A 20,325-nucleotide genomic window follows, 5' to 3' on the forward strand; every position below is an offset into this window, starting at 1 on the left:
CCGCCCTCCTCGACGAACTCACCCAGCAGGAATTCCCACATCCGGAAACCGGAGCCAGAATGACCTTTGCGCTGGTCTAACGTGCCATCCGGGTTTCCTTCGAGATCCGGAAATCTGCAGTTCCACCGATTCGTCGTAGAGGTCGGCGCGGTCGTCCGGCAGCCGACCGCGGTTGGCGTGCAAGGTCGTCATCAGCGTGAGCAGCAGCGGGTTGCGCGCAAGCGGCAGCAGGTCCGGGCGCTCGCTGGCAGCGAGCAGGTCGTCGCGTTTGCGCTCGGCCTCGCCCGGCGGCAGCCACGCACGCCGCACCAGCGCCGCGTACCAGCCGCCGATGAACTGCGCGATCTGCGCCTTGTCGAGCTCGGCCAGCGCGTAAACGCCCGCTTCGGCTTGCGCACCGCCCGGCCAGCCGTACGGCCGCGTGGTGAGCACGAAGCGGCAGCGTTCGCCAGCGCTGCGCATCAGCTCGTCGACCGCGGCGACGACGCGCTGCCGCCGCGCTTCGCTGCCGCATTCGTCGAGTCCGTCGAAAACGATCAGCGCGCCGAGCTCGCGGTGCTGCGCCAGCGCTTCGAGCAGCGACACGGCGCGCAACTCCTCGTCTGGCTGTTCGCCGGCGTTGCGCTCGCCTTCGCCGCGGCGACGGCGAGCAAGCCAGTCGGCGAGCGAGCTGGACGCCGGTATGCGCAGTTGGCTGTCGAGCGGCACATAGACGTCGGCGAGTTGCAGCGGCTCGCGCCGACCGTCGCTGGCGGCGGGGTCGATGCCGCCGAGCTTGATGCCGGCGAGCTCGCGCGCCAGCGCGTCGAGGTAGTGCGCGATCACCGACTGCGCTTCGGCGGGGTCTTCGCTGCGGAAGACGCTCTGCCGGATGATCTGCACGAAGTCGCGCCCGATGACGTGACCGCCGGCGCTCACCGCCTGCGCGAAGTGCGCGCCATCGCCGGGCGCTGATGCGATCGGCGACGGCGCAGCGGCCGTCGCCTGCCGCGCAGCGAGCTGTGCCTGCAACTCGGCGATCTGGCGTTGCAGCGCCAAGGTTTCGGGGTCGGTCATCGGGTCGTCCTCAACTGCCGCGCCGCGTGTTAAAGGGTAAGTGGGAAGTGCGGCAAGTCGAACACGCTGCGCGTCTCCTGCACGGTCGTCTTGTCGCGTCCGACCACATCGCCCCCCGCCGTCACCGGGCCGGCAAAGGTCGCGCCGTTGCCCGAACCGGTGCTCACCAAGCCGCCCGAGTTCGTGGCGAGCTGATCTCCCGCGCAGCCGCCGGCTCGATCGCCCTCTTCCGGGAATTGAATGAAGCCGCCATCGACCAGCTTGTCGAGCTGCTGCGAGAAATGCAGCAGCAGTTGGTCGGTGTTGGCGTATTCGGTCTGGTAATGGCCAAGCGCTTTCAGCTTGTCCTGAAACGCCCACAAGCTCTGCAGATCGGCCCGCTTGCTGTGGTCAGCGGTGAGCGGCGCGGTCTTGAAATAGGTGTAGACGAACGGCCGAAGGCTGGCCTGGAACTGTCCGACCGCGGCGGAAAACTCCTCTTCGGTGTAGCGACCCACCTTGCTCCAGAAGAGCATGACGAACACGTCACAGGCTCGGATTTGTCGGTTGTATTCGTCTTGCAGCCGGGTCGGCGACAGCGCGTCGAGAAAGTCTTCCCAGACGATCACCTCCAGGAACACCCCCTTCGGCGCCCACTGGTTGTTCTTCTCGCCGATGAACAGGCGAAAGCGGACACGGTCGTCCGCGAGTTCAGACGAGGAAGCCAGAAAAATCTTCTTGATCGTGCTCATCGCAACGTGCTCCTGCTTGCTCGCTCGCCTGCGGCAGCGGTGAAGATGGAAGTGACGATGCGGCGCCATTCACCCGGCACCGGCAAATGCGGAAAGTCCTTGCTGACAGAGCAGCGTAACCAAGGGTGGAGTAAAAACCGCAAGGCGTGCGGCAAGCGGCACGCGCGAATCGCTTGCAACACCCGGAGTCACTCCGGCGAAACCCCTGTACCCTCTCTTTGCGCGCGACCCGGAGAGGCGTCGACGCGCAGCTTACAGCCCCGCCAGTCCAGCCACCCAGGCTTCCGCCGCCGGGCGGAGCAATTCGAGCCAGGGCATCGGATAGACGCCGACGATCAGGACGAGCGCGGCGAAGACAAGGGCGATGGCGAGTTCGCGCGGCAGCAGGTCGGCGAGCGGATCGCTCTCCGACTGAGCCTTGGCGCTGGCGCTGCCGCTGCCGAAGAAAGCGGCGCGATACGGCGCCAGGAAGGCGGCTGCGCCGACCACGGTGGCGAACAGCGCGGCCAGACCGGCGCCGGTGTGGTCGTGCAACGCGGCGACGATGATCAGCAGTTCGCCGGGAAAGCCGCTCGTTCCCGGCAGGCCGATGCCGGCCAGTCCGAAGAGCAGGAAGAAGGCGCTGAGCAGCGGCCAGCGTCCGAAGAGCTGGCCGAGTTGCGCGGCGTCGGTCGAGCCGCTGCGCCGCTGCAGAAACGAGAGGATGAGGAAGCCGCCGCCGGCGGCGAGGCTGAAGTTGAGCAACTGCAGGAGGGCGCCCTGCAGCGCCGAGACCGAGAACGACGCCAAGCCGAGGAGAACCAGCCCGACGTGCGCCAGGCTGGCGTAGGCGAGCACGCCGCGCAGGTTGCTCTGGGCGAGTGCGGCGACCGAACCGTAGAGCATCGCCAGCGTCCCCAGGCCGGCGAGCAGCCAGTGCAGTTCGCGCGCGGCCAGCGGCGCCAGCGGAATGGCGAAGCGGATCAGCCCATACGCACCGAGTTTCAGTCCGACGAGCAGCGCGGTCACCGCCGCTGGCGCGCCGAGCGCGATCGACGGCAGCCAGGTGTGCAGCGAAACGAGCGGCACCTTGACGCCGAAACCGACGAGGAGGAGCAGGAAGACGAGCATCTGCACGGCTTCCGGCAACGGCGTGGCGAGCAGGCTGGGCAGATCGAAAACCGGTGCGCCTGCCCCGCCCTGCCCGAAGGCGGCGGCGAGCAGGCCGAAGAGCAAGGGCACGCCACCGGCGAGCATGACGAGGAAGTAGCGCACGGCGGCGCTCTGCCGACCGGCGCCGCGGCCCCACAGGCTGACCAGGAAGTAGATCGGCGCCAGCGTCGATTCCCAGCAGAAAAAGAAGAGCAGCGAGTCGAGCGCGCAGAAGACGCCCAGCGTCGCCGCTTCGAGCACGAAGAGCAAGGCGAAGTGAACGCCGGGCGCAACGCCCGCCGCCTCGGCGTTTCCCTGGCTGCGCCAGCCGGCGACGATGGCGGCGGTGAAGAGCAGCGCGGTCGCCGGCAGGAAGAGCACCGACAAGCCATCGACGCCGACCAGATAGCTGACGTTCAGGCCGGGAATCCAGGCCGCCTGCTCGATGAACTGGAAGCCATCGTCGCCCGAGTCGAAGAGCGCGACGATGCACAGCGAGCAGAGCAGCGTCAGGCCGGCGCTGGCGAGCGCCAGGCGCTGCGCCCACGGCGCGCGGCGAACGCAGGCTGTGGTCAGCGCGCCGACCAGCGGCAGCGCCAGCAGCATGCTCAGCCAGGGCACGTCAGCCATGGTGGAAGAACGAAGCGAGCGCCTGCGTCGCGCTGTCGGTCAGCTTCAGCCAGGGCTCGGGATAGAAGCCGGCGGCGAGCAGGACGACGAGCGTCGCGCCGCCGACCAGGAATTCGCTGCGGCTGGTGCGCGCCAGGCGTGCTGCCGGCACGTCCTTCGGCCGCGGCGCCAGGAAGGCGCGCTGAAAAGCCCAGAGCAGGAAGCCGGCGGCGACGACGTTGCCGAGCGCGGTGGCGATCGTCGGCAAGGCGCCGAAGGTGGCGATCGACGCCTCGAGCACGAGGTGGACGGCGTCGAAACCCGGCGTTCCCGGCATGCCGAGGATGGCCAGGCCGCCGATCAGGAAGGCGAGCGCGATGAACGGCGCGCGGTCGAACAGGCCGCCGAGGCGGTCGAGCTGCGTCGTCCCGGTCCGCCGATAGACGTAGCCGACCATGAGCAGCATGACGGTGACCGCCAGACCGAAATTGACCGCCAGGAGCAGCGCCCCCTGCAGGCCGGCCGGGTGCAGCGTGAATAGCCCGATGACGATCAGGCTGGTATGACTGACCACGGCAAAAGCCATCAGGCGGCGCAGATTGACCTGGCGGAAAGCGAGAATCGCCGCGAAGAAGACGCCGACCATGGCAAAGCCGACGACGTAATGCTGCCAGACCATCACCGCTTCGGCGGTCAGCGGCAGCAGAAAGCGCGCCATGCCGTAGATGCCGACCTTGACGCCGAGGAGCAGCACCGGACCGACGGCGATCAGGCCGTAACCCGCCGAGTTGGGCAGCCAGCCGTGCAGCGGAAAGAGCGGCGTGCGAATTGCCAGGCCGTAGAACAGCAGGTAGAAAGCCGCCGACTGGTACTTGCCGATCTGCGGCGTGCGCAGCAGGTCGAGCAGGTCGAAGCTCCAGCGCCCGCCGATCACGTCGGCGTGGCTCCAGACGAGCACCGCGGCGCCGGCGACGAACAGGCACCAGCCGAAAAGCTGGTACTGCAGGAAGCGCGACAGGGCGAGCGTCTCTTCGCGCGCCGAAGCCCAGCGCCAGAGCAGGTAGGCGACGAGCGCCAACTGGACGGCCGAGCCGGCGGCGAACCAGAGCAGGTTCATCGTCGTCAGCATGACCATCTGCGCCGACTCGATGACGAGCAGCACGCAGAGAAGGTGCACCGGCGAAATCTGGCGGCGCGCCATGCCGTAGAACGACAGGACGATGCCGAGCAAAGCGGTGAGCAGGATGAACAGCACGCTGATTCCGTCGGCGGCCGCGTGATAGGCGAACAGATCGACGCGTTCGGCGAACTGCAGCACTTCGCTCGTGGCGTCGATGCGCGCGTAGAGGTCGCAGGCGACGACCAGTTCGCCGACCGCGAACAGGCGCCCGAGGACGAGCGCCAGGTCGTCTTCGCGCATGATCGCGAGCAGAACGGCGCCGGCCAGCGGCAGCCACTGCAGCGTCGCCAAAAGCGGATAGCCGGCGAGCGCCGTCCAGTGCACTTCGTTCATAGGATCACCACGAAGGTCGCCATGACCATCAACATCAGGTAGCGCGGTTGTTCGAGCAGCGTCTCGACGGTATCCGCGTAGTGCACGATGCGCTGCAACTGCCGCACCAGCGCCGAATCCTCGCCGCTCATCAGCAGCCGGCTTTCCCAGCGCTGCAGACGATTGGCGAAGGCGAACAACGCGCTGCCGGCCAATCCGTGGCCGCGAATCAGATCGTCCGCCGCGCCGCTGGGCGAATGGTCGTCGACGCGCGGCGCGCCGACCAGCGGGTCGATGAAGCGTTCGTCGAAAGCGCGCACGTCGCGCCCGAGGGCGAGCGTCGGGCGGGTCAGCAGGCTGTGCGCCAGCGCCTCGATCCAGAAACGCTGCAGGGTCGCGGTGTACAGCCACATCCGGCCGGCCAGCCAGCCGGGAACCGGCGGCGCCGGGTGCGGAACGAGGTGCATGAAGGCTGGCGCGAGCAGGAACTGGTAGGCGCGCCAGCCGGCGTGCGCAGCCGACCAGCCGGCGGCCAGGGCAAACTGGCCGAGGCCGCAGAGCAGGAACATCAAGCCGACCTGCGCGACGGTGGAGAAGACCAGCGCCGATTTGACGTCGCTCTGAACGAGCGCGCAGAGCGTCCCGTAGAGCGCGCTGAGCAGGCCCGCGATGGCGATCAAGGCCAGCAGGTCGGGCACCTGGACGAGCAATTCCTGCATCCGGCAGAGCAGAAAAACGCCGGCGTGCACCATCAGCGAGCCGTAGAAGACGGCCGACGACGGCGTCGGCCCTTCGAGCGCGCGCGCGATCCACGGCGTAAACGGGACTTGCGCCGATTTGACCAGCGCGGCGACGACGAAACCGACCGCGAGCAGGCGCGCGGTCACCGTTGCCATCGTTCCGTCGCCGTCCAGCCACGCCCACTCGAGCGTGCCGACCGACCAGACGGCGAGCCCGATGGCGAGCAGAAAACCGGCGTCGCCGACCCGGTTGGTCAGGAAAACGAGCAGCGCGTTGCCGGTGGCGACCGGCCGCTGCCAGGCATAGCCGATGAGCAGCCAGGAACTGAAGCCGGCGATCTCCCAGCCGACGAAGGTCAGGACCGCATTGCCGGCGAGCGCGATGAGCAGCATGCCGGCGAGGAACAGCGCCAGCCCGCAGTGAAAGCGGTGGAAACCGGCCTCGCGATGCAGATAGGTGGCGGAAAAGCGCAGCGTCAGCGTGCTGATCAGCGTCACCAGCGTTGCCGCCGGCAGGCTGTACGCGTCGAGCAGGAAAGAGAGGCGCACCGGCACCGGGCCGATGCGCAGCCAGTCGCCGGCGAGCACGTGCTGCGGCGCGCAACCACCGATTGCCGCGAGGTCGAAAACGATCAGCGCGACGAGCGCGGCAAGCGCGCTGCCGCTGGCCAGACTGGCCGTCGCCGGCTCTGCCGCGTCGCCCTGCGGACGCAGCAGCATCCGGCAGCCGATCGCGCCGGCGGCGAGCAAGGGCAGCAGCGGCACCAGCCAGACGGCCTGCGACGTCGCCGCCAGCGCCGCGCAGGCGGCCGGCAGGAATTCGCCCGCGTTCACGGCTGGCGCCCGGCAGCGTCGACGAGCGCGGCACGGCTCGCCAGCGGGCGACGCAACAAGGCCGGCGGCAAAGGTTCGCGCTGGCCGGCGAACCAGTCGGTCGAAGTGTCGACCTCGGGCAGCGCCGGCCAGCCCGCGCTCGCCCCGGCTACCGGCGACGCCGCGGGCGACGGCGAGTCGGCCGGCGCGCCGGTCGGCAGCGCGCGCGTCCAGCCGCTGGCCGGATCGAAGACGTGCAACTCGGCGCGCTGCGGGTGCTTGGCGGCGAGCAGGATCCAGCCGTTGCCGATCAGTTCCTGCAGCGGCGGCTGGCGCTGGTAGATCGCCGTCAGAATCTCTATCGTCTGCTCGACGATGACCAGCAGGCGCATCGCTTCGTGGATTTCGACCATCTGCAGCGGCAGTCCGGTGCGCAGATCGGACGCTGCGCCCTGCATGACGGCGAAGAGACCGGCCAGGTTGTGCATGATCTTGCTGCCGCAACCGAAGCGCTCGTTGTCGACGGTCGAAAAGTAGTACTCGAGATTGATTCCGGCGCCCACCGGCCCGGCGGCGAGCAGCGTCGCTTCGAGGATGCGGCCATCGACATCGGGCAGCGGGTCGTACGAAATCAGGAAGGCGCGCCGGTCGAAGAAGGCGCCGCGGCTCATCGCTCGCCGGCCGACGAAAGCCGTCGCCACGGTCGCGTGCCCGAGTTCCGGACGCGCCTGGCCAAAATCATTGCGGCGATCGGCGAGGTGACGCAGCGCCTGCTCGGGCGACGGATCGCGCGGTGCCGAAGCAAAGCGCCGGCAACGTTCGACCGCGTGCCGGCGGGTCGCTTCCTGACAAGCCAGACGCACCTGCTCGAACGCCGGGCGCTGCGCTGGCGGGAGCTTTTCAAGGTCGTACCAGACGAGGCTTTCGTCGCAGGTGTTGTGCTCGGCGGCGATAAACCACGTCTGCTCGGGAATATGAATTCCCTGTCCGGCGAGTCCGGCGCGCACGTCCCGGAGGTTGGCCAGCGCGGCAAAAACGCGCGCGTTCGGCCCGCCGTGACGGCCCGAGCACGCGCCGCAGTCGTAGGCCGAAAGATGCGGGTTGTTGCGGCTGTCCGAGCCGTGCCCGACGATCGCGACGAGCGGCGCGAAGTGCTCGGTGAGACCGATCGTGCGCAGGAAGCCGGCGACGCGCGCCAACTGTTCGCTGGCGCTGAAGCCGACGCGCGGCGCGTCGGCGTCGGCCTCGCGCGTGGCCTCGCCGGCCTCGGCAGTCAGTTGCAGATCGCCCGCCACCGGGGGCTCGTAAGCCTCACGCCGGCGCGCCAGGAGCGCCGCAAAGCGGCCCGGCGCCCAGGTGCGGGCAAGCAGCGCGGCGAGCGCCGGCGGACCGGCAAGCAGGCTGAGCACGGCGCCCAGCAAGCCGCCGCGCCGGGTGCCCTGCTGCAGACACTCCTGCCAGCGCAGGCGCAGCTTGCGTCGGCGTTGCTGGCGTTCATACGCGGCCGCCGCACCCGCGCCGACGACCTCGCGGATGCTGTTCGTCGGGCGCACGACGATCGGGCAGAGCGCCGTTGGCGCCTCGTCGTCGAGCCCTTGCCAGAGCATCGGTACGCCGAAGAAGCCGGCAGCGCCGAAGGTTTCGTAAGCCGGATCGACTTCCTCCAGATGGCGGCGCGTACCCTCCTCGCGATCGTCCATGCAGAAGACGAACTGTGCCTGCGCCAGGCCGGCGAGCGCTGGCGCGCGGCCGTGATTGGCGAGTAGCGCGGCGAAAATCTGCTGCCGGTAGTGGTTCTCGTAGGCGAGCAGCCAGAGCATTCCGCGCCGCTCGTCGTTCAGCCAGGCGATGCCGGCGAGCAGGCGGTCGGCGGCACCGGCAGCGTGCATGACGCGCAATTCGCGCCCGCTCAGTCCGAGACGCAGCACCAGCGAGAAGAGCGGCCAGGCAGCGCGCGCCTGCGCATCGCCGTCGTCGCCGGCGAGGCCGCCCGCTTCGGCAATGTGCCCGGCCAGGCGGCGCCAGCCGCTGTCCGGTCCACCCGCCGCCGTAGCGAGCAGCGGCGACAGCGCGTCAAGCACTTCGTCGGGCAGCGTTCCCTCGCCGTAGGCGTGGCGCAGCGCGAGTTCGTCCGGGTGCGCGGCAAAGTGTTCGCCGAGCGCCGCCAGATCGAGCGGCAGACCCCAGATGCGCCGCACGACTTGCTCGGCATAGAGCCATTCGAGCACGACGCGCACAGCCAGGAAGTCGCACAGGCTGAGCGGCGGCTCGTTGGCGGCGGGATGCGTCGCGCGCCAGTGGCACATGCCGGCCCAGCCGGGAAGTTCGCCGGCCAGACGCTGCAGGTACGTCGCCCAGCACGCCTCATCGACCGCCAGTCGGCGCAGCCCATCGGCGATCGTCTGCCAGGGGTCGGCGGCGAGTTGCGCGATTTCGCGCCGCGCCCAGGCGAGTTCGTTCAGCTCCCACTGCCAGTCGACGCCGGCGCTCGCTCGCCAGGCCGCGAAGAAGCCTTGCTCGCGCGCCGGGTTCGCCCACGCCGCCAGACCGCGATCGAGGTGTGCCGCAAGCTGACGGATGAACGGCGCGTGCAGCGCCTGGCGCAGATCCTCGCCGGTCAGATGCTGCAGCAGGTCGGCGATCGTCCACGTGTGGCCTAGACGCGCGAGCAGCGTCTGCCACAGCCCTGCCCCGCCGGCAGCGCGCGCCGACTCCGCATCCGCATCGGCGGAGCGCGCGGCGGCCAGCTCGCGCACCGCCTGCCAGAGATCAGCAACCAACTCCGGCTCGGCGAGACCGTCGGCGGCGGCGGCGGCGAGCAGGCGCCGGCGCACTGCCGGATCAAGGTCCTCGGGCAGGCGCGTGTCAAGCTGCTGCTCCTCGACCAGCCAGCGCAGACCCTGCGCGGTCGGCGGCGCCGGCTGATGCAGGAGCAGCGCGCGCAGCAGATCGGTGCGCCGCAGCGGCGGCTCGCTGGCCGTCCAGAGAAGCTCGTCGGGGCGGCTGTCCGCCACCTGGCGCATGGCCGCGTCCAGGTCGGCGGCGTCGATCCGGCCCTGGCGAAAAAGCTCGCGGCAACGCGCTTCGGCAAGCCACGGACGAGCCCCGGTAAACCGCGCGGCAGCCGTCAGTGCCTGGGCAAAGGGCAGGTGCTGATAGGCGTGCAGCGTGTTGTGATGGACGAAATCGCGCAGCGGCGCCTGCGCCGGCAGGCGGTGCGCCAGATGCTCAACGCACTCGCGCAGGTGGGCAAGATCGTCGGCCGCCATGCGCCTTCAGCCGGCGAACTGGCGCGCCAGCTTGGCCACCGAAGCGCCGAGCAGGCGCAGCAGCGGCGGCGGATAGACGCCGATGAGCACGCTGCCGCCAGCGAGCAGCGCGGCAGCCGCGACCTCCAGACGGCTGAGGTCGGCAAAGGCGGCGACGCCCGGCGCGGCCGTTCCGAAAGCGCGTTCGGGTCCGGTCGACAGGCAGCGGATGGCGCGCAGCGCGTACGCCGCCGAGATCAGGACGGCGAGCGACAGGAGGACCAGCCAGCCGCCCCAGCGCGCGTAAGCGCCGATCAGGACGTGCAGTTCGGCGATGAAGCCGGCGCTGCCCGGCAGGCCGACCGAGGCGAGCAGCGCGAAGACGATCCACACGGCAAAGCGCGGCGCGCTGCGCCTGAGCGCGCCGTAGTCACCCAGGTTGCGGCTGTGCGTGCGCTCGTAGAGCAGACCGACGAGCAGAAAGAGCAGCCCGGCGGCAAAGCCGTGCGCCACCATCTGCGTCGCCGCGCCGTTCAGGCCGGCCGGGTTGAGCGCGGCGATGCCGAGCAGGACGACGCCCATGTGCGAAATCGACGAATAGGCGATCATCGCCTTCAGGTCGGTCTGCCGCCAGGCGAGTACGGCGCCATAGACCAGGCTGAGCAGGGCGAGCGCGGCCAGCCAATCCTGCAGCGCAAGCGCCGCCGCGGGCAGCGTCCACACGGCGCGGATCAATCCGTAAGCGCCCATCTTGAGGAGGATTCCGGAAAGCAGGATGGAGATCGGGCTCGGTGCCTCGACGTGCGCCAGCGGGAGCCAGCCGTGCAGCGGAACGATCGGCATCTTGACGCCGAAGCCGATGAGCAGGCCGAGAAAGACGAGCACCTGCGTGCGCACGGGCAATCCCGCGCTGCCCGCCGCCATGTCGACCATGGCGAAGCTGTGCTCGGGGGCAGCGTCGTAGAGCAGAAGCAGAGCGATCAACATGAAGACCGAACCGCCAAGCGTGTAGAGAACGAAGTTGAGCGCCGCGCGATGCCGATTGGCGCCACCCAGCCGATCGATCAGAAAGAACAGCGGAATCAGCGTCAACTCCCAGCAGACGTAGAACAACGACCAGTCGCGCGCGGCGAAGACGACGAGCAGCGCTGTTTCGAGCACCAGAATGAGCGAGAAGTAGAGGCGCGCACCGTTGCGCGTCGTGTCGCGCACCGTTGTCGATGAAACGATGGCGACGAAGCACAGGATCGTCGCCAGAACGACCATCGCCAGCGAAATCCCGTCCAGGCCGAGCGCCAGGCTCGACCCCAGACGCGGATTCCACGGCCGCGTCTCGAAGAACTGGACGTCTGGCGAACTCGCGTCGAAACTGGCCGCCAGCCACCAGGAACAGAACATCGTGCCGGCCGCGGCAAGGCTGGCCAGATGGCGCTGCACGTCGGCGCTGCGACTGGGCAGCAGCCAGAGCAGAGCGGCGCCCAGCAGGGGCAGAACGAGGAGAGTTTTCAGCATGCGGGCGCGCCGGTGTACGCTGCGGCAACAATTTCGCTTGAAATTCTTCTCCCCATGGACGACGATTATGCCAGCATTTGGCCGCCTGCGCGGCCGCCATCCACCGCCATCCACCGCTTGGAGACTCCGATGAGCGCTGCCATTTGTCGCCATCTGCGTATTCACGGCCGCGTCCAGGGCGTCGGCTATCGCTGGTCGCTGTGTGCTGAAGCACAACGCCTTGGCCTCGCCGGCTGGGTGCGCAACCGGCGCGACGGCAGCGTCGAGGCACTCGTCGTCGGGCCGCCGGAAGCAGTCGATACGCTGACCCAGTGGGCGCAGCGCGGCCCGTCGATGGCCCGCGTCGACAGCGTCGTCAGCAACCCGGGCAACGCGGCTGAAGTCGATCCTGGCGCAGGCTTCGCGCAGATTGCGACTCGCTGAGCGAGCCGGCCAACGACTTCCTTCGCCGCCTGGCGGCGCTCCCATCTTTCTTTCGTGAGGGGCAGCAACGATGAACACGGCCCGTACGGCGCAAGCCGGAATCCTTCTCCCGTTGCCGCCGCTGGCGCGCTACCTGAGTTTTTCGCTTGCCCCGAGAGCAGCACCCGGCGCCAGCCTGCGCGCCTTGGCGGCGGTGATCGACGGCGAACGCGCCGTGCTTGGCATCGGGCGCAGCCTGGTCTCCGCGCTCGGCGCCGAGATCGCCGGACTGCGCGGCTTTCCGACGCTCGCCGGAGTGGGCGTCGAGCCGCCGGCGACGCCGGCGGCGCTGTGGATCTGGTTGCGCGGCGACGACCGCGGCGAGTTGCTGCAGCGCGCGCGCCGCTACGAGCATCTGTTGGCGCCCGCGCTGCGCCTCGACGACGCCTGCGACGCTTTCCAGCACGCCGGCGGGCGCGATCTGACCGGCTACGAAGACGGCACCGAGAATCCGGTCGGCGATGCGGCACGCAACGCAGCGCTGGTCGCCGACGACGACCCTGTCCTCGCCGCCTCGAGTTTCGTCGCCGTGCAGCGCTGGTGGCACGATTTCGCGCGCTTCGAGCGAATGCCGCGGCGCAGCCAGGATCTGGCCATCGGCCGCCGGCGAACGAGCAACGAGGAGATCGACGACGCGCCGCCATCGGCGCACGTCAAGCGGACGGCGCAGGAAAGCTTCGCGCCGCCGGCTTTCATCCTCCGTCGTTCGATGCCCTGGGCGGAAGGAAACAGCGGTGGTCTCGTCTTCGTCGCCTTCGCCGCGTCTTTCGCCCCCTTTGAAGCGCAGCTACGCCGCATGCTCGGCCTCGACGATGGCGTCGTCGACGCGCTGTTCGCATTCACGCGTCCCGAGTCCGGCGCCTATTTCTGGTGCCCGGCCATGCGCGGCGGCCAGCCCGACCTGCGGCCGCTGGGAATCGCCGGCTGACGCCGGGCCGGTCAACCGTCAGCGACCATCGGCGGGCGACACGATCACCCGGCGCCGGGTGGCAGCGCACGGCGCGCTTTCGCGCTCCGCCTAGCGACCCAGCTCGGCGCCGCTCGCCGCCAGCCGGAAGCCGCCGCTGTCGGTTTCCAGCCGGCGCAGCCACTGTTCGAGCATCGTCAGGATCCAGACCATCTCGCCGTAGTAGCCCGGATGTTCCGGCAGGTATTCGGCGAACAGGCGGCGAACGAAGTCGCCGCGCACGATGTCGCGTTGCGCCAGAGCGCTCAGCGATTCCTCGCACAGTTGCCGCAAGGCGGGCGTCTGCGTCGCCCAGACGCCGAAAGGCAGGCCGAAGCCCTTTTTCTGCTTGGTGATGATCTCGTCGGGCAGGAAACCGCGCAGCGCTTCCTTGAAGAACCAGCGCAGTTTGAATCCGCGGACCTTCCAGTTGGCGGGCAGCGCAAGCGAGAAATCGGTCACGCGGTCGGCGAGCAGCGGGTAGCCGACGGCAATCCCCGCCATCTGCGTCGCGCCACGGACTTTCGGCAGGTCGCTGTCGGCCAGCGTATAGCGCCAGTCGTACGCCAGCATGCGGTTGATCAGACTGGGCGTCGCACATTCGCTCCAGGTCGCTCGCGTATGCCGGGGCGGTTCGCCCGCTTCGACGCGGGCGAGAAAGCCGCTCGTCAGGATGTTCGCCGGGTCGAGCTGCATCAACAGATTGAAACTCTGCATGCGATCGGGCATCGGCACGCGCGAATGGCGAACGTAGCCGGTCGCCTGGCGCAGTCCGGGAATGCGGCGCAACGGACTGTCGTCGGCGCATAAAGGCTCGATCAGCCGCCGCATGCCGCCCGGCAGTCGGTGATAGAACTCCAGGAAGCGCTGCATCGCATAGCGCGAATTGCCGCCGAAGAGTTCGTCGCCGCCGTCGCCGGCGAGCATCTTGCTGCAGCCGTCGGCGCGCGCCAGACGGGCGCAGATATACGCTGGCAGCGCCGACGAGTTGCCGAACGGCTGGTCGTGATGTTGCGCGACTGCCGGAATGTCCGCCACCAGGTCTTCCGGGGTGACGTAGTAGGCCCGATGCTGGCAGCCGAAATGCTTGGCGGCGATGCGAGCGTACTCCATTTCGTCGTAGCCCTCGGCGGCAAAGCCGATCGAATAGGCGAGCGGCGGCTTGCCGCTGATCTCGCCGAGCAGTCCGACGACCGTCGAACTGTCGGTCCCGCCCGAGAGGAAAGCACCCACCTGCGAATGGCCGACGAGTTCGCTGGCCACGCTCTCGCGCAGCACGCTGAGGAAGGTTTCGCGCGCGCTGGCGAAGGACATCCCGCGCTGTTCGTCAAAGCGCAACGGCCAGTGACGCACTTCGCGCGCGCCCTGGCGGTCGACCAGCAGCGCGTGCGCCGCCGGCAAGCGGCGTACGCCCTGGAATACCGTGCGCGGCGCTGGAATCATGTGAAAGTACAGAAAATCGAAAATCGCCTGCGGATCGAGTTCGTTACCACGCCGGTCGACGCAGTCGGCGCGGTCGGCAAAGGCGATCGTCTGCTCGTCGAGGCGATAGCACAAGGTTTCGCTGGCGAAACGATCGACCGCCAGAAAGACACACGCGCGCGCCACATCGACCACGGCAAAGGCGTAGCTGCCGGTCAGACTGGCGCACAGTTCGGGGCCACTCGCTTGCCAGGCAGCGAGAACGACGCTCGCCGCATCGGCCACCGCAGCTTGGGCGAGCGCATCGTCGCTGCGCCGGCGCGGCGTGCCGACGGCCACGCACACCGCGCTGGCATTACGCGCGGTTGACGATCCGAGCACAACGAGCGAGGCAAGCAAGTCCTGCGCGGCAGCCGGATCGCGCAGCCGGGAAAGGTCGATCTGGCCGGAGAGCCTTGGTTTCATGGTGGTTATCTCGCGGAGGAAGGCGGGGCAACGCGCGGGCGGCGCAGAAGCGCGTCAAGAAGCGCGTTATATTCTCACAGAAGCCGGCCTCCACTCCACAGGCGCCGGTCACCGTTCGGCGCAGCGGCGGCTGGCTGTTCGCGTTCGGCCAAGCGCAGCGCGGCACGCCGTCGCGGCCGACCGCGATGTGTCAATCGTCCACCGGTCGGCTACCTTGTCAACCGCAAACGTGCAAAATGCGTTGGCTAGGCAAGAGAATTGGCTTATTCTCGCCCGTTCGTTCGTTCGTTCGGGCGGCGTGGCGTGGCAGGCGCTCGTGGGCTGATCGTTTTCGGCAATCCCGGGACCGCCTGCCTGGCCGTGACGACGCATTCTGGCGTGTCCCGGTCGTTTTTAGATCTTCCAGCTCTGCCAGGTTGCCCAGCCTGTCCAGTTTGTCCAACCACACTTGCGGGAGCGCGCCATGAGCCGTGCCAACGAAGAAATCATCGCCGCCAGCGAAGCGAGCATCGACGCACTGGCCGCCCTGACCAGCGCCGCGCTCGACGCCAGCGAACGCATTCTCAGCCTGCACCTGCATACCGCCCGCGCCCTGCTCGGCGACGCTTTTCTTTACAACGAATCGCTGGCGACGGCGCAGGATTTCGAACGCGTCGTGTCGCTCAGCGCCGAACTGACCCGGCCGTTGATCGACCGTTACGGTGCGTACGCCCGCCGTGTCGCCGAGATCACCGCGCGCACCGTCGAGGAAGCCGCCAATCTGAGCGAGACGCACTGCCGCTTCTGAACGGCGCCGGCGCGCAGTCGGCGAAGCGGGAGATTTCTGGTATAAGTGCACCCCCTCCCCCGTTCGCCTGCCGGCCTCATGACCGACCGAAAACTGACCCACCTGAAGGCTCTCGAAGCCGAAAGCATCCACATCATTCGCGAAGTTGCCGCCGAGTTCGAACGGCCGACGATGCTTTATTCGATCGGCAAGGACTCGGCGGTGATGCTGCACCTCGCGCTCAAGGCCTTCCATCCGGGCAAACCGCCGTTTCCGCTGATGCATGTGGACACGACGTGGAAGTTCCGCGAAATGATCGAGTTCCGCGACCGGCACGTGCGCTCTCTCGGCCTGGAACTGATCGTGCACATCAACGAAGACGGTGTTCGTCAGGGAATCAGCCCCCTGCGCCACGGCAGCAAGAAGCACACCGACATCATGAAGACGGAAGCGCTCAAGCAGGCGCTCGACAAGTACCGCTTCGACGCGGCTTTCGGCGGTGCGCGGCGCGACGAGGAGAAGTCGCGCGCGAAAGAGCGCGTGTATTCGTTTCGCGACGCGCACCACCGCTGGGACCCGAAGAACCAGCGCCCCGAGTTGTGGAACCTCTACAACGGCAAGATCAACCCGGGTGAGAGCATTCGCGTCTTTCCGCTTTCGAACTGGACCGAACTCGACGTCTGGCAGTACATCCATCTGGAGAACATCCCGATCGTACCGCTCTACTTCGCCGCCCGGCGGCCGGTGGTCGAGCGCGACGGCGTACTGATCATGGTCGACGACGAGCGCTTCGAACTGCGCCCCGGCGAGCAGCCGATGATGAAGATGGTCCGCTTCCGGACGCTCGGCTGCTACCCGCTGACTGGCGCCGTCGAATCGACGGCAAACACGCTACCCGAGATCATCCAGGAAATGCTGTTGACGCGAACTTCCGAGCGGCAGGGCCGGGTGATCGACCACGACCAGGCGGGTTCGATGGAAGAGAAGAAGAAGGAAGGCTATTTCTGATTTCCTGACCGCCTGACCTGGCGCGCCGCCTGTTCGGGCGCGCCGTTCGCCCGTCCCGAGGTTGCCCAAAATGTCCCACCAGTCCGAACTGATCAGCACCGACATCCACGCCTATCTGGCGCAACACGAGCGCAAGCAACTGCTCCGCTTCCTGACCTGCGGCAGCGTCGACGACGGCAAGAGCACGCTGATCGGGCGCCTGCTGCACGATTCGAAGATGATCTACGAAGATCAGCTCGCCGCCATCCAGCGCGACAGCCTGAAGTCGGGGACGACCGGCGGCGATCTCGACCTCGCCTTGCTCGTCGACGGGCTGCAGGCCGAGCGCGAGCAGGGAATCACCATCGACGTCGCCTACCGCTACTTTTCCACCGCGCAGCGCAAGTTCATCATCGCCGACACGCCTGGTCACGAGCAGTACACGCGCAACATGGCAACCGGCGCCTCGACCTGCGACCTGGCGATCATTCTGGTCGACGCGCGCTACGGCGTGCCGACGCAAACCCGGCGGCACAGCTTCATCGTTTCGCTGCTCGGTATACGCAACGTCATCGTGGCGATCAACAAGATGGACCTGCTCGACTTCGAGCAGACGGTTTTTGCACGGATCCACGACGAGTACCTGGAATTCGCCGGCGGACTCGGCTTCACCGACCTGCGTTTCATCCCGATCTCGGCGCTGCACGGGGATAACGTCGTCCGGCGCAGCGAAAGGACGCCGTGGTTTTCCGGTGAACCGCTGATGGACGTCTTGAACACGATCGAGATTGCCACCGACCGGAATCTCGCCGACCTGCGCTTCCCGGTGCAGTGGGTCAATCGGCCGAATCTCGACTTCCGCGGTTTCAGCGGAACGCTGGCTGCCGGCGTCCTGAAGAAGGGCGACGCGGTGCTTGCCCTGCCCTCGCGCCGCCGCAGCCGCGTCAAGGCGATCGTCACCTACGATGGCGAGTTGGCCGAGGCCTTCCCGCCACAGGCGATCACCGTCACGCTGGAGGACGAAATCGACGTCAGCCGCGGCGACCTGCTCGTTCGCCCGGGCGACGAGCCGACGCTCGACTCGCGCTTCACCGCGCATCTCGTCTGGATGAACGACGCGCCGCTGATTCCCGGTCGGCAGTATCTGCTCAAGTTGGCGACGCGCACGGTGGCTGGCGCCGTCGCCCGCATCGTCCATCGCATCGACATCAACACGCTCGCAACGCACGCGGCGGAGCAGTTGAATCTGAACGAGATCGGCTTGTGCGAACTGGCGCTGAGCGCGCCGATTGCCTTCGACCCCTACGCGCGCGTGAAGGCGACCGGTTCGTTCATCCTGATCGACCGCCTGACGCACGCAACGGTGGCCGCTGGAATGATCGTGCGCGCGGCAGCGCGCCAGGAACAATGGCATCCGGTGACGCCGGCGGAACGCGCGGTGCGTTTCGGTCAACGCGCGCTGATCGTCTGGCTGACCGGCGCAGACCGTCGGCCGGCAGCGCGCCAGCTCGAACGCCGGCTGTTCGACCGCGGCTACACCTGCCTCGTGCTCGATGAAGAAGCATCGCCAGCGCAAGCGGCAAGCATGGCGCGCCAGATCAAGGCCGCCGGGCTGATCTGCATCTGCCCGAGCGACGAGCCACCGACCGGACTGGCGGACGATCCGGCGCAGCTTGTCATCGACGCCCAGGCGCTCGATCTCGAAGCGCTGATCACCCTGCTCGCGCTGCCGGCCGCCGCCGCCGACCAGCCCGCCTACGAAATCTGACCCCCGCCGTCCGCACGAAGCGCAGCGCCCCCCTGCCCGCCACGCCTGCTGGCCGCCACTGGCCGCGCGCGGATCAGACGACGAGTTCGAGCAGGCAGCCGGCCAGCGCGCTGCCGGCGACCACCAGCCAGGGCGGCACGCGCCAGAAGACGAGCGCGACCAGCGCGCTCAACGCCAGAGCGAAGTCGGCCGGTTGCCGGATGGCACTCGTCCACACCGGATGATAGAGCGCGGCGAGCAAAAGCCCGACGACGGCCGCATTGACCCCGGCCAGCGCCGCCTGTGCGCGTGCGCTGCGCCTGATCTGCGCCCAAAAAGGCAGCGCCCCGACGACCAGCAGGAAGGCTGGCAGGAAGATGGCGAGCAGGCAGACGACGCCGCCCAGCCAACCATTCGGCGGCTCGCGCATGGCGGCGCCGAGAAACGCGGCAAAGGTGAACAGCGGACCGGGAACCGCCTGCGCCGCACCATAGCCGGCCAGAAAGGCATTGTCGGCCAGCCAGCCGCTGGGAACGACCTCGGCGCGCAGCAGCGGCAGAACGACGTGCCCGCCGCCGAAGACAAGCGAGCCGGCACGATAGAAAGCGTCGACGCGCGCCAGCGTGGCGTTCGGAAACGATTGCGCGAGCAGCGGCAGAGCGAGTAGCAGCACGACGAACAGCGCCAGCCAGACGGCGCCGCTGCGGCGCCCGATAGCAACCGGCAAGGGCTCGGGCGCAGCGCCGCTCGAACCTGCGAAGAGCAGCGCGCCAGCGACGGCCGCCACGCCAATCACACCGACCTGCCCCCAGGTACTCGGCCAGAGCAGCAAGGTACACGCGGCCAGCGCCATCAGCGTGACGCGCGCTGCATCGCTGCACAGGCTGCGGCCCATTCCCCACACCGCCTGCGCAACGACGGCAACGGCGACGACCTTGCAACCGTGCAGGACGCCAGCCGGAACGCCATCGCCGAAACCGGTCAGACCAAGAGCAAAAGCAATCAGCAGCAACGCCGAGGGCAGCGTAAACCCGGCCCAGGCAGCCAGCGCACCGGCATAACCGGCACGCGACAGGCCGAGCGCGATGCCCACCTGACTGCTCGCGGGACCGGGAAGAAACTGGCACAAGGCAACGATATCGGCGTACGCGCGCTCGCTGAGCCAGGCGCGGCGGTCGACGAACTCGCTGCGAAAGTAACCCAGATGAGCGACCGGTCCGCCAAACGAAGTCAGCCCCAGACGCAGGAAAATCCGGAAGACGTCCCACGCAGTGTGATCGTCGAATCGCCGCCCCTGCCCTGTCGCTGACGCCATTCCCCGTTCCTCCTCCGATCAAGCGCGACCGCCTTTCGCCGTCCCTGGCCGCACGCGCGCAGCGCCGGTCAATACCAGCCGCGTCTGGCCATCCGCGGCGGTGGCTTTGCCGCAGCCCGACAATGCTATACCATTCGCCGCTGGCAGCAAGCTGCAGGCGAGCGAACCCGTGAGCCTTGCCGGCAGTGGCCGAGCAACGGGCCAAGCAGCGGCCGAGCGGCCAGCGGTCGCCGGCAACGCTGGAGCAAGCGATGCTCCGCGTCCACCCAGGACGACCGGCCGCGCTCCAACCGAGCAAGCGTCAAGGAGAAAACAAATGAACAATCCCGTGCCGCCAGTTGACCTGGAAACCGAAGCCTCGCTGCTCGCTGCGCCGTCCGAGGACTACATGTCTGCCCGGCAGCTCGCCTTCTTTCGCCGCCGTCTGCTCGGCGAGGAACAAGCGCTGCTCGCTGCGGTCAAGGAAACCGCTGGCCACCTGCAGCAGGCCGAAACGAGTTCGGACTGGAGCGATCGGGCAAGCACCGAAGAAGAACACACGCTCGAGCTGCGCGTGCGCGACCGGGAAAGAAAGTTGCTGCAGAAGATCCGCGAAGCGCTGCGCCGCATCGACGACGGCAGCTACGGCTGGTGCGAGGAAACCGGCGAAGCGATCGGCCTCGCCCGCCTGCTCGCCCGTCCGACGGCGGCGCTCTGCCTGGAAGCGCAGGAGAGGCGCGAACAGACCAAGCGCCGCTTCGCCTGACGCCGCCCGCGTCGTCGCTGGTACCAGCAAGGCCAGCGCTCAGAGGTTGTGAATTTTTCGTTTCAGCACTGCCACCCGGGGCAGCGGGCGCCGATGTCGCGCGGAAGGGAACAATTCTGCGGTGGCGTAGAAAGCGAG

The 20,325-nt window shown here is 68.2% G+C and carries 15 protein-coding genes; 6 read left to right on the forward strand and 9 right to left on the reverse strand.

The genetic code is table 11. From position 1 onward, the window contains the following. Window positions 1–18: 18 nt before the first annotated feature. From Q1L59_RS11350 to Q1L59_RS11380, 7 genes are all read right to left on the reverse strand, one after another. Entirely contained in the window at window positions 19–1,056 is a 1,038-nt protein-coding gene (locus tag Q1L59_RS11350) for a hypothetical protein (RefSeq protein WP_300332270.1), read from the reverse strand. A gap of 29 nt (window positions 1,057–1,085) precedes the next feature. Further along, entirely contained in the window at window positions 1,086–1,787 is a 702-nt protein-coding gene (locus Q1L59_RS11355; protein WP_300332272.1) for a hypothetical protein, read from the reverse strand. Between the two features lie 252 nt (window positions 1,788–2,039). Then, entirely contained in the window at window positions 2,040–3,548 is a 1,509-nt protein-coding gene (locus tag Q1L59_RS11360) for an NADH-quinone oxidoreductase subunit M (RefSeq protein WP_300332273.1), read from the reverse strand. Next, window positions 3,541–5,040: an NADH-quinone oxidoreductase subunit M gene (locus tag Q1L59_RS11365; RefSeq protein ID WP_300332275.1), complete on the reverse strand. Its 1,500-nt coding sequence runs from the start codon at window positions 5,038–5,040 to the stop codon at window positions 3,541–3,543. Before Q1L59_RS11365 ends, Q1L59_RS11360 begins: the two co-directional genes overlap by 8 nt. After that, the gene (locus tag Q1L59_RS11370; protein WP_300332276.1) at window positions 5,037–6,593 is read right to left on the reverse strand and encodes a proton-conducting transporter membrane subunit; all 1,557 of its coding nucleotides are present in this window, start codon (window positions 6,591–6,593) and stop codon (window positions 5,037–5,039) included. The genes Q1L59_RS11365 and Q1L59_RS11370 overlap by 4 nt, the downstream gene beginning before the upstream one ends. Beyond that, window positions 6,590–9,841: a DUF2309 domain-containing protein gene (locus Q1L59_RS11375; RefSeq protein ID WP_300332279.1), complete on the reverse strand. Its 3,252-nt coding sequence runs from the start codon at window positions 9,839–9,841 to the stop codon at window positions 6,590–6,592. The genes Q1L59_RS11370 and Q1L59_RS11375 overlap by 4 nt, the downstream gene beginning before the upstream one ends. Before the next feature lie 6 nt (window positions 9,842–9,847). After that, window positions 9,848–11,332: an NADH-quinone oxidoreductase subunit M gene (locus Q1L59_RS11380; RefSeq protein ID WP_300332281.1), complete on the reverse strand. Its 1,485-nt coding sequence runs from the start codon at window positions 11,330–11,332 to the stop codon at window positions 9,848–9,850. 129 nt (window positions 11,333–11,461) lie between these two features. Here Q1L59_RS11380 and Q1L59_RS11385 point away from each other — a divergent pair, with 129 nt between their 5' ends. Further along, entirely contained in the window at window positions 11,462–11,755 is a 294-nt protein-coding gene (locus Q1L59_RS11385) for an acylphosphatase (RefSeq protein WP_300332283.1), read from the forward strand. A gap of 70 nt (window positions 11,756–11,825) precedes the next feature. Continuing rightward, on the forward strand, window positions 11,826–12,722 hold the full coding sequence (locus Q1L59_RS11390) for a Dyp-type peroxidase (protein ID WP_300332285.1): 897 nt from the start codon (window positions 11,826–11,828) through the stop codon (window positions 12,720–12,722). Window positions 12,723–12,812: 90 nt separating this feature from the next. Here Q1L59_RS11390 and Q1L59_RS11395 read toward each other — a convergent pair whose 3' ends face one another. Further along, window positions 12,813–14,627, reverse strand: coding sequence for an asparagine synthase-related protein (locus Q1L59_RS11395; protein ID WP_300332287.1), 1,815 nt, complete (start codon window positions 14,625–14,627; stop codon window positions 12,813–12,815). A gap of 463 nt (window positions 14,628–15,090) precedes the next feature. Between Q1L59_RS11395 and Q1L59_RS11400 the strand changes: the two genes are divergently transcribed. From Q1L59_RS11400 to cysN, 3 genes are all read left to right on the forward strand, one after another. Then, window positions 15,091–15,414, forward strand: a complete 324-nt coding sequence (locus Q1L59_RS11400) for a phasin family protein (RefSeq protein WP_300332289.1) — start codon at window positions 15,091–15,093, stop codon at window positions 15,412–15,414. 78 nt (window positions 15,415–15,492) lie between these two features. Next, window positions 15,493–16,401 carry a sulfate adenylyltransferase subunit CysD gene (cysD, locus tag Q1L59_RS11405; protein WP_300332291.1) on the forward strand — a complete coding sequence of 303 codons (909 nt, stop codon included), beginning with the start codon at window positions 15,493–15,495 and terminating at the stop codon, window positions 16,399–16,401. Window positions 16,402–16,471: 70 nt separating this feature from the next. Further along, complete coding sequence (cysN, locus tag Q1L59_RS11410) at window positions 16,472–18,148, forward strand: sulfate adenylyltransferase subunit CysN (RefSeq protein ID WP_300332292.1); 1,677 nt, start codon at window positions 16,472–16,474, stop codon at window positions 18,146–18,148. Window positions 18,149–18,221: 73 nt separating this feature from the next. Here the strand turns inward: cysN and chrA are convergent, their stop codons facing one another. Next, window positions 18,222–19,442, reverse strand: coding sequence for a chromate efflux transporter (gene chrA, locus Q1L59_RS11415; RefSeq protein WP_300332294.1), 1,221 nt, complete (start codon window positions 19,440–19,442; stop codon window positions 18,222–18,224). A gap of 316 nt (window positions 19,443–19,758) precedes the next feature. On the opposite strand from chrA, the gene dksA reads away from it, so the two are divergent. Then, a complete protein-coding gene (dksA, locus tag Q1L59_RS11420; RefSeq protein ID WP_300332295.1) occupies window positions 19,759–20,187 on the forward strand; it encodes an RNA polymerase-binding protein DksA in 429 nt (142 codons plus the stop codon). Window positions 20,188–20,325: the final 138 nt, after the last annotated feature.

It is taken from the genome of Accumulibacter sp. (assembly GCF_029255125.1).
GTDB lineage: Bacteria > Pseudomonadota > Gammaproteobacteria > Burkholderiales > Rhodocyclaceae > Accumulibacter.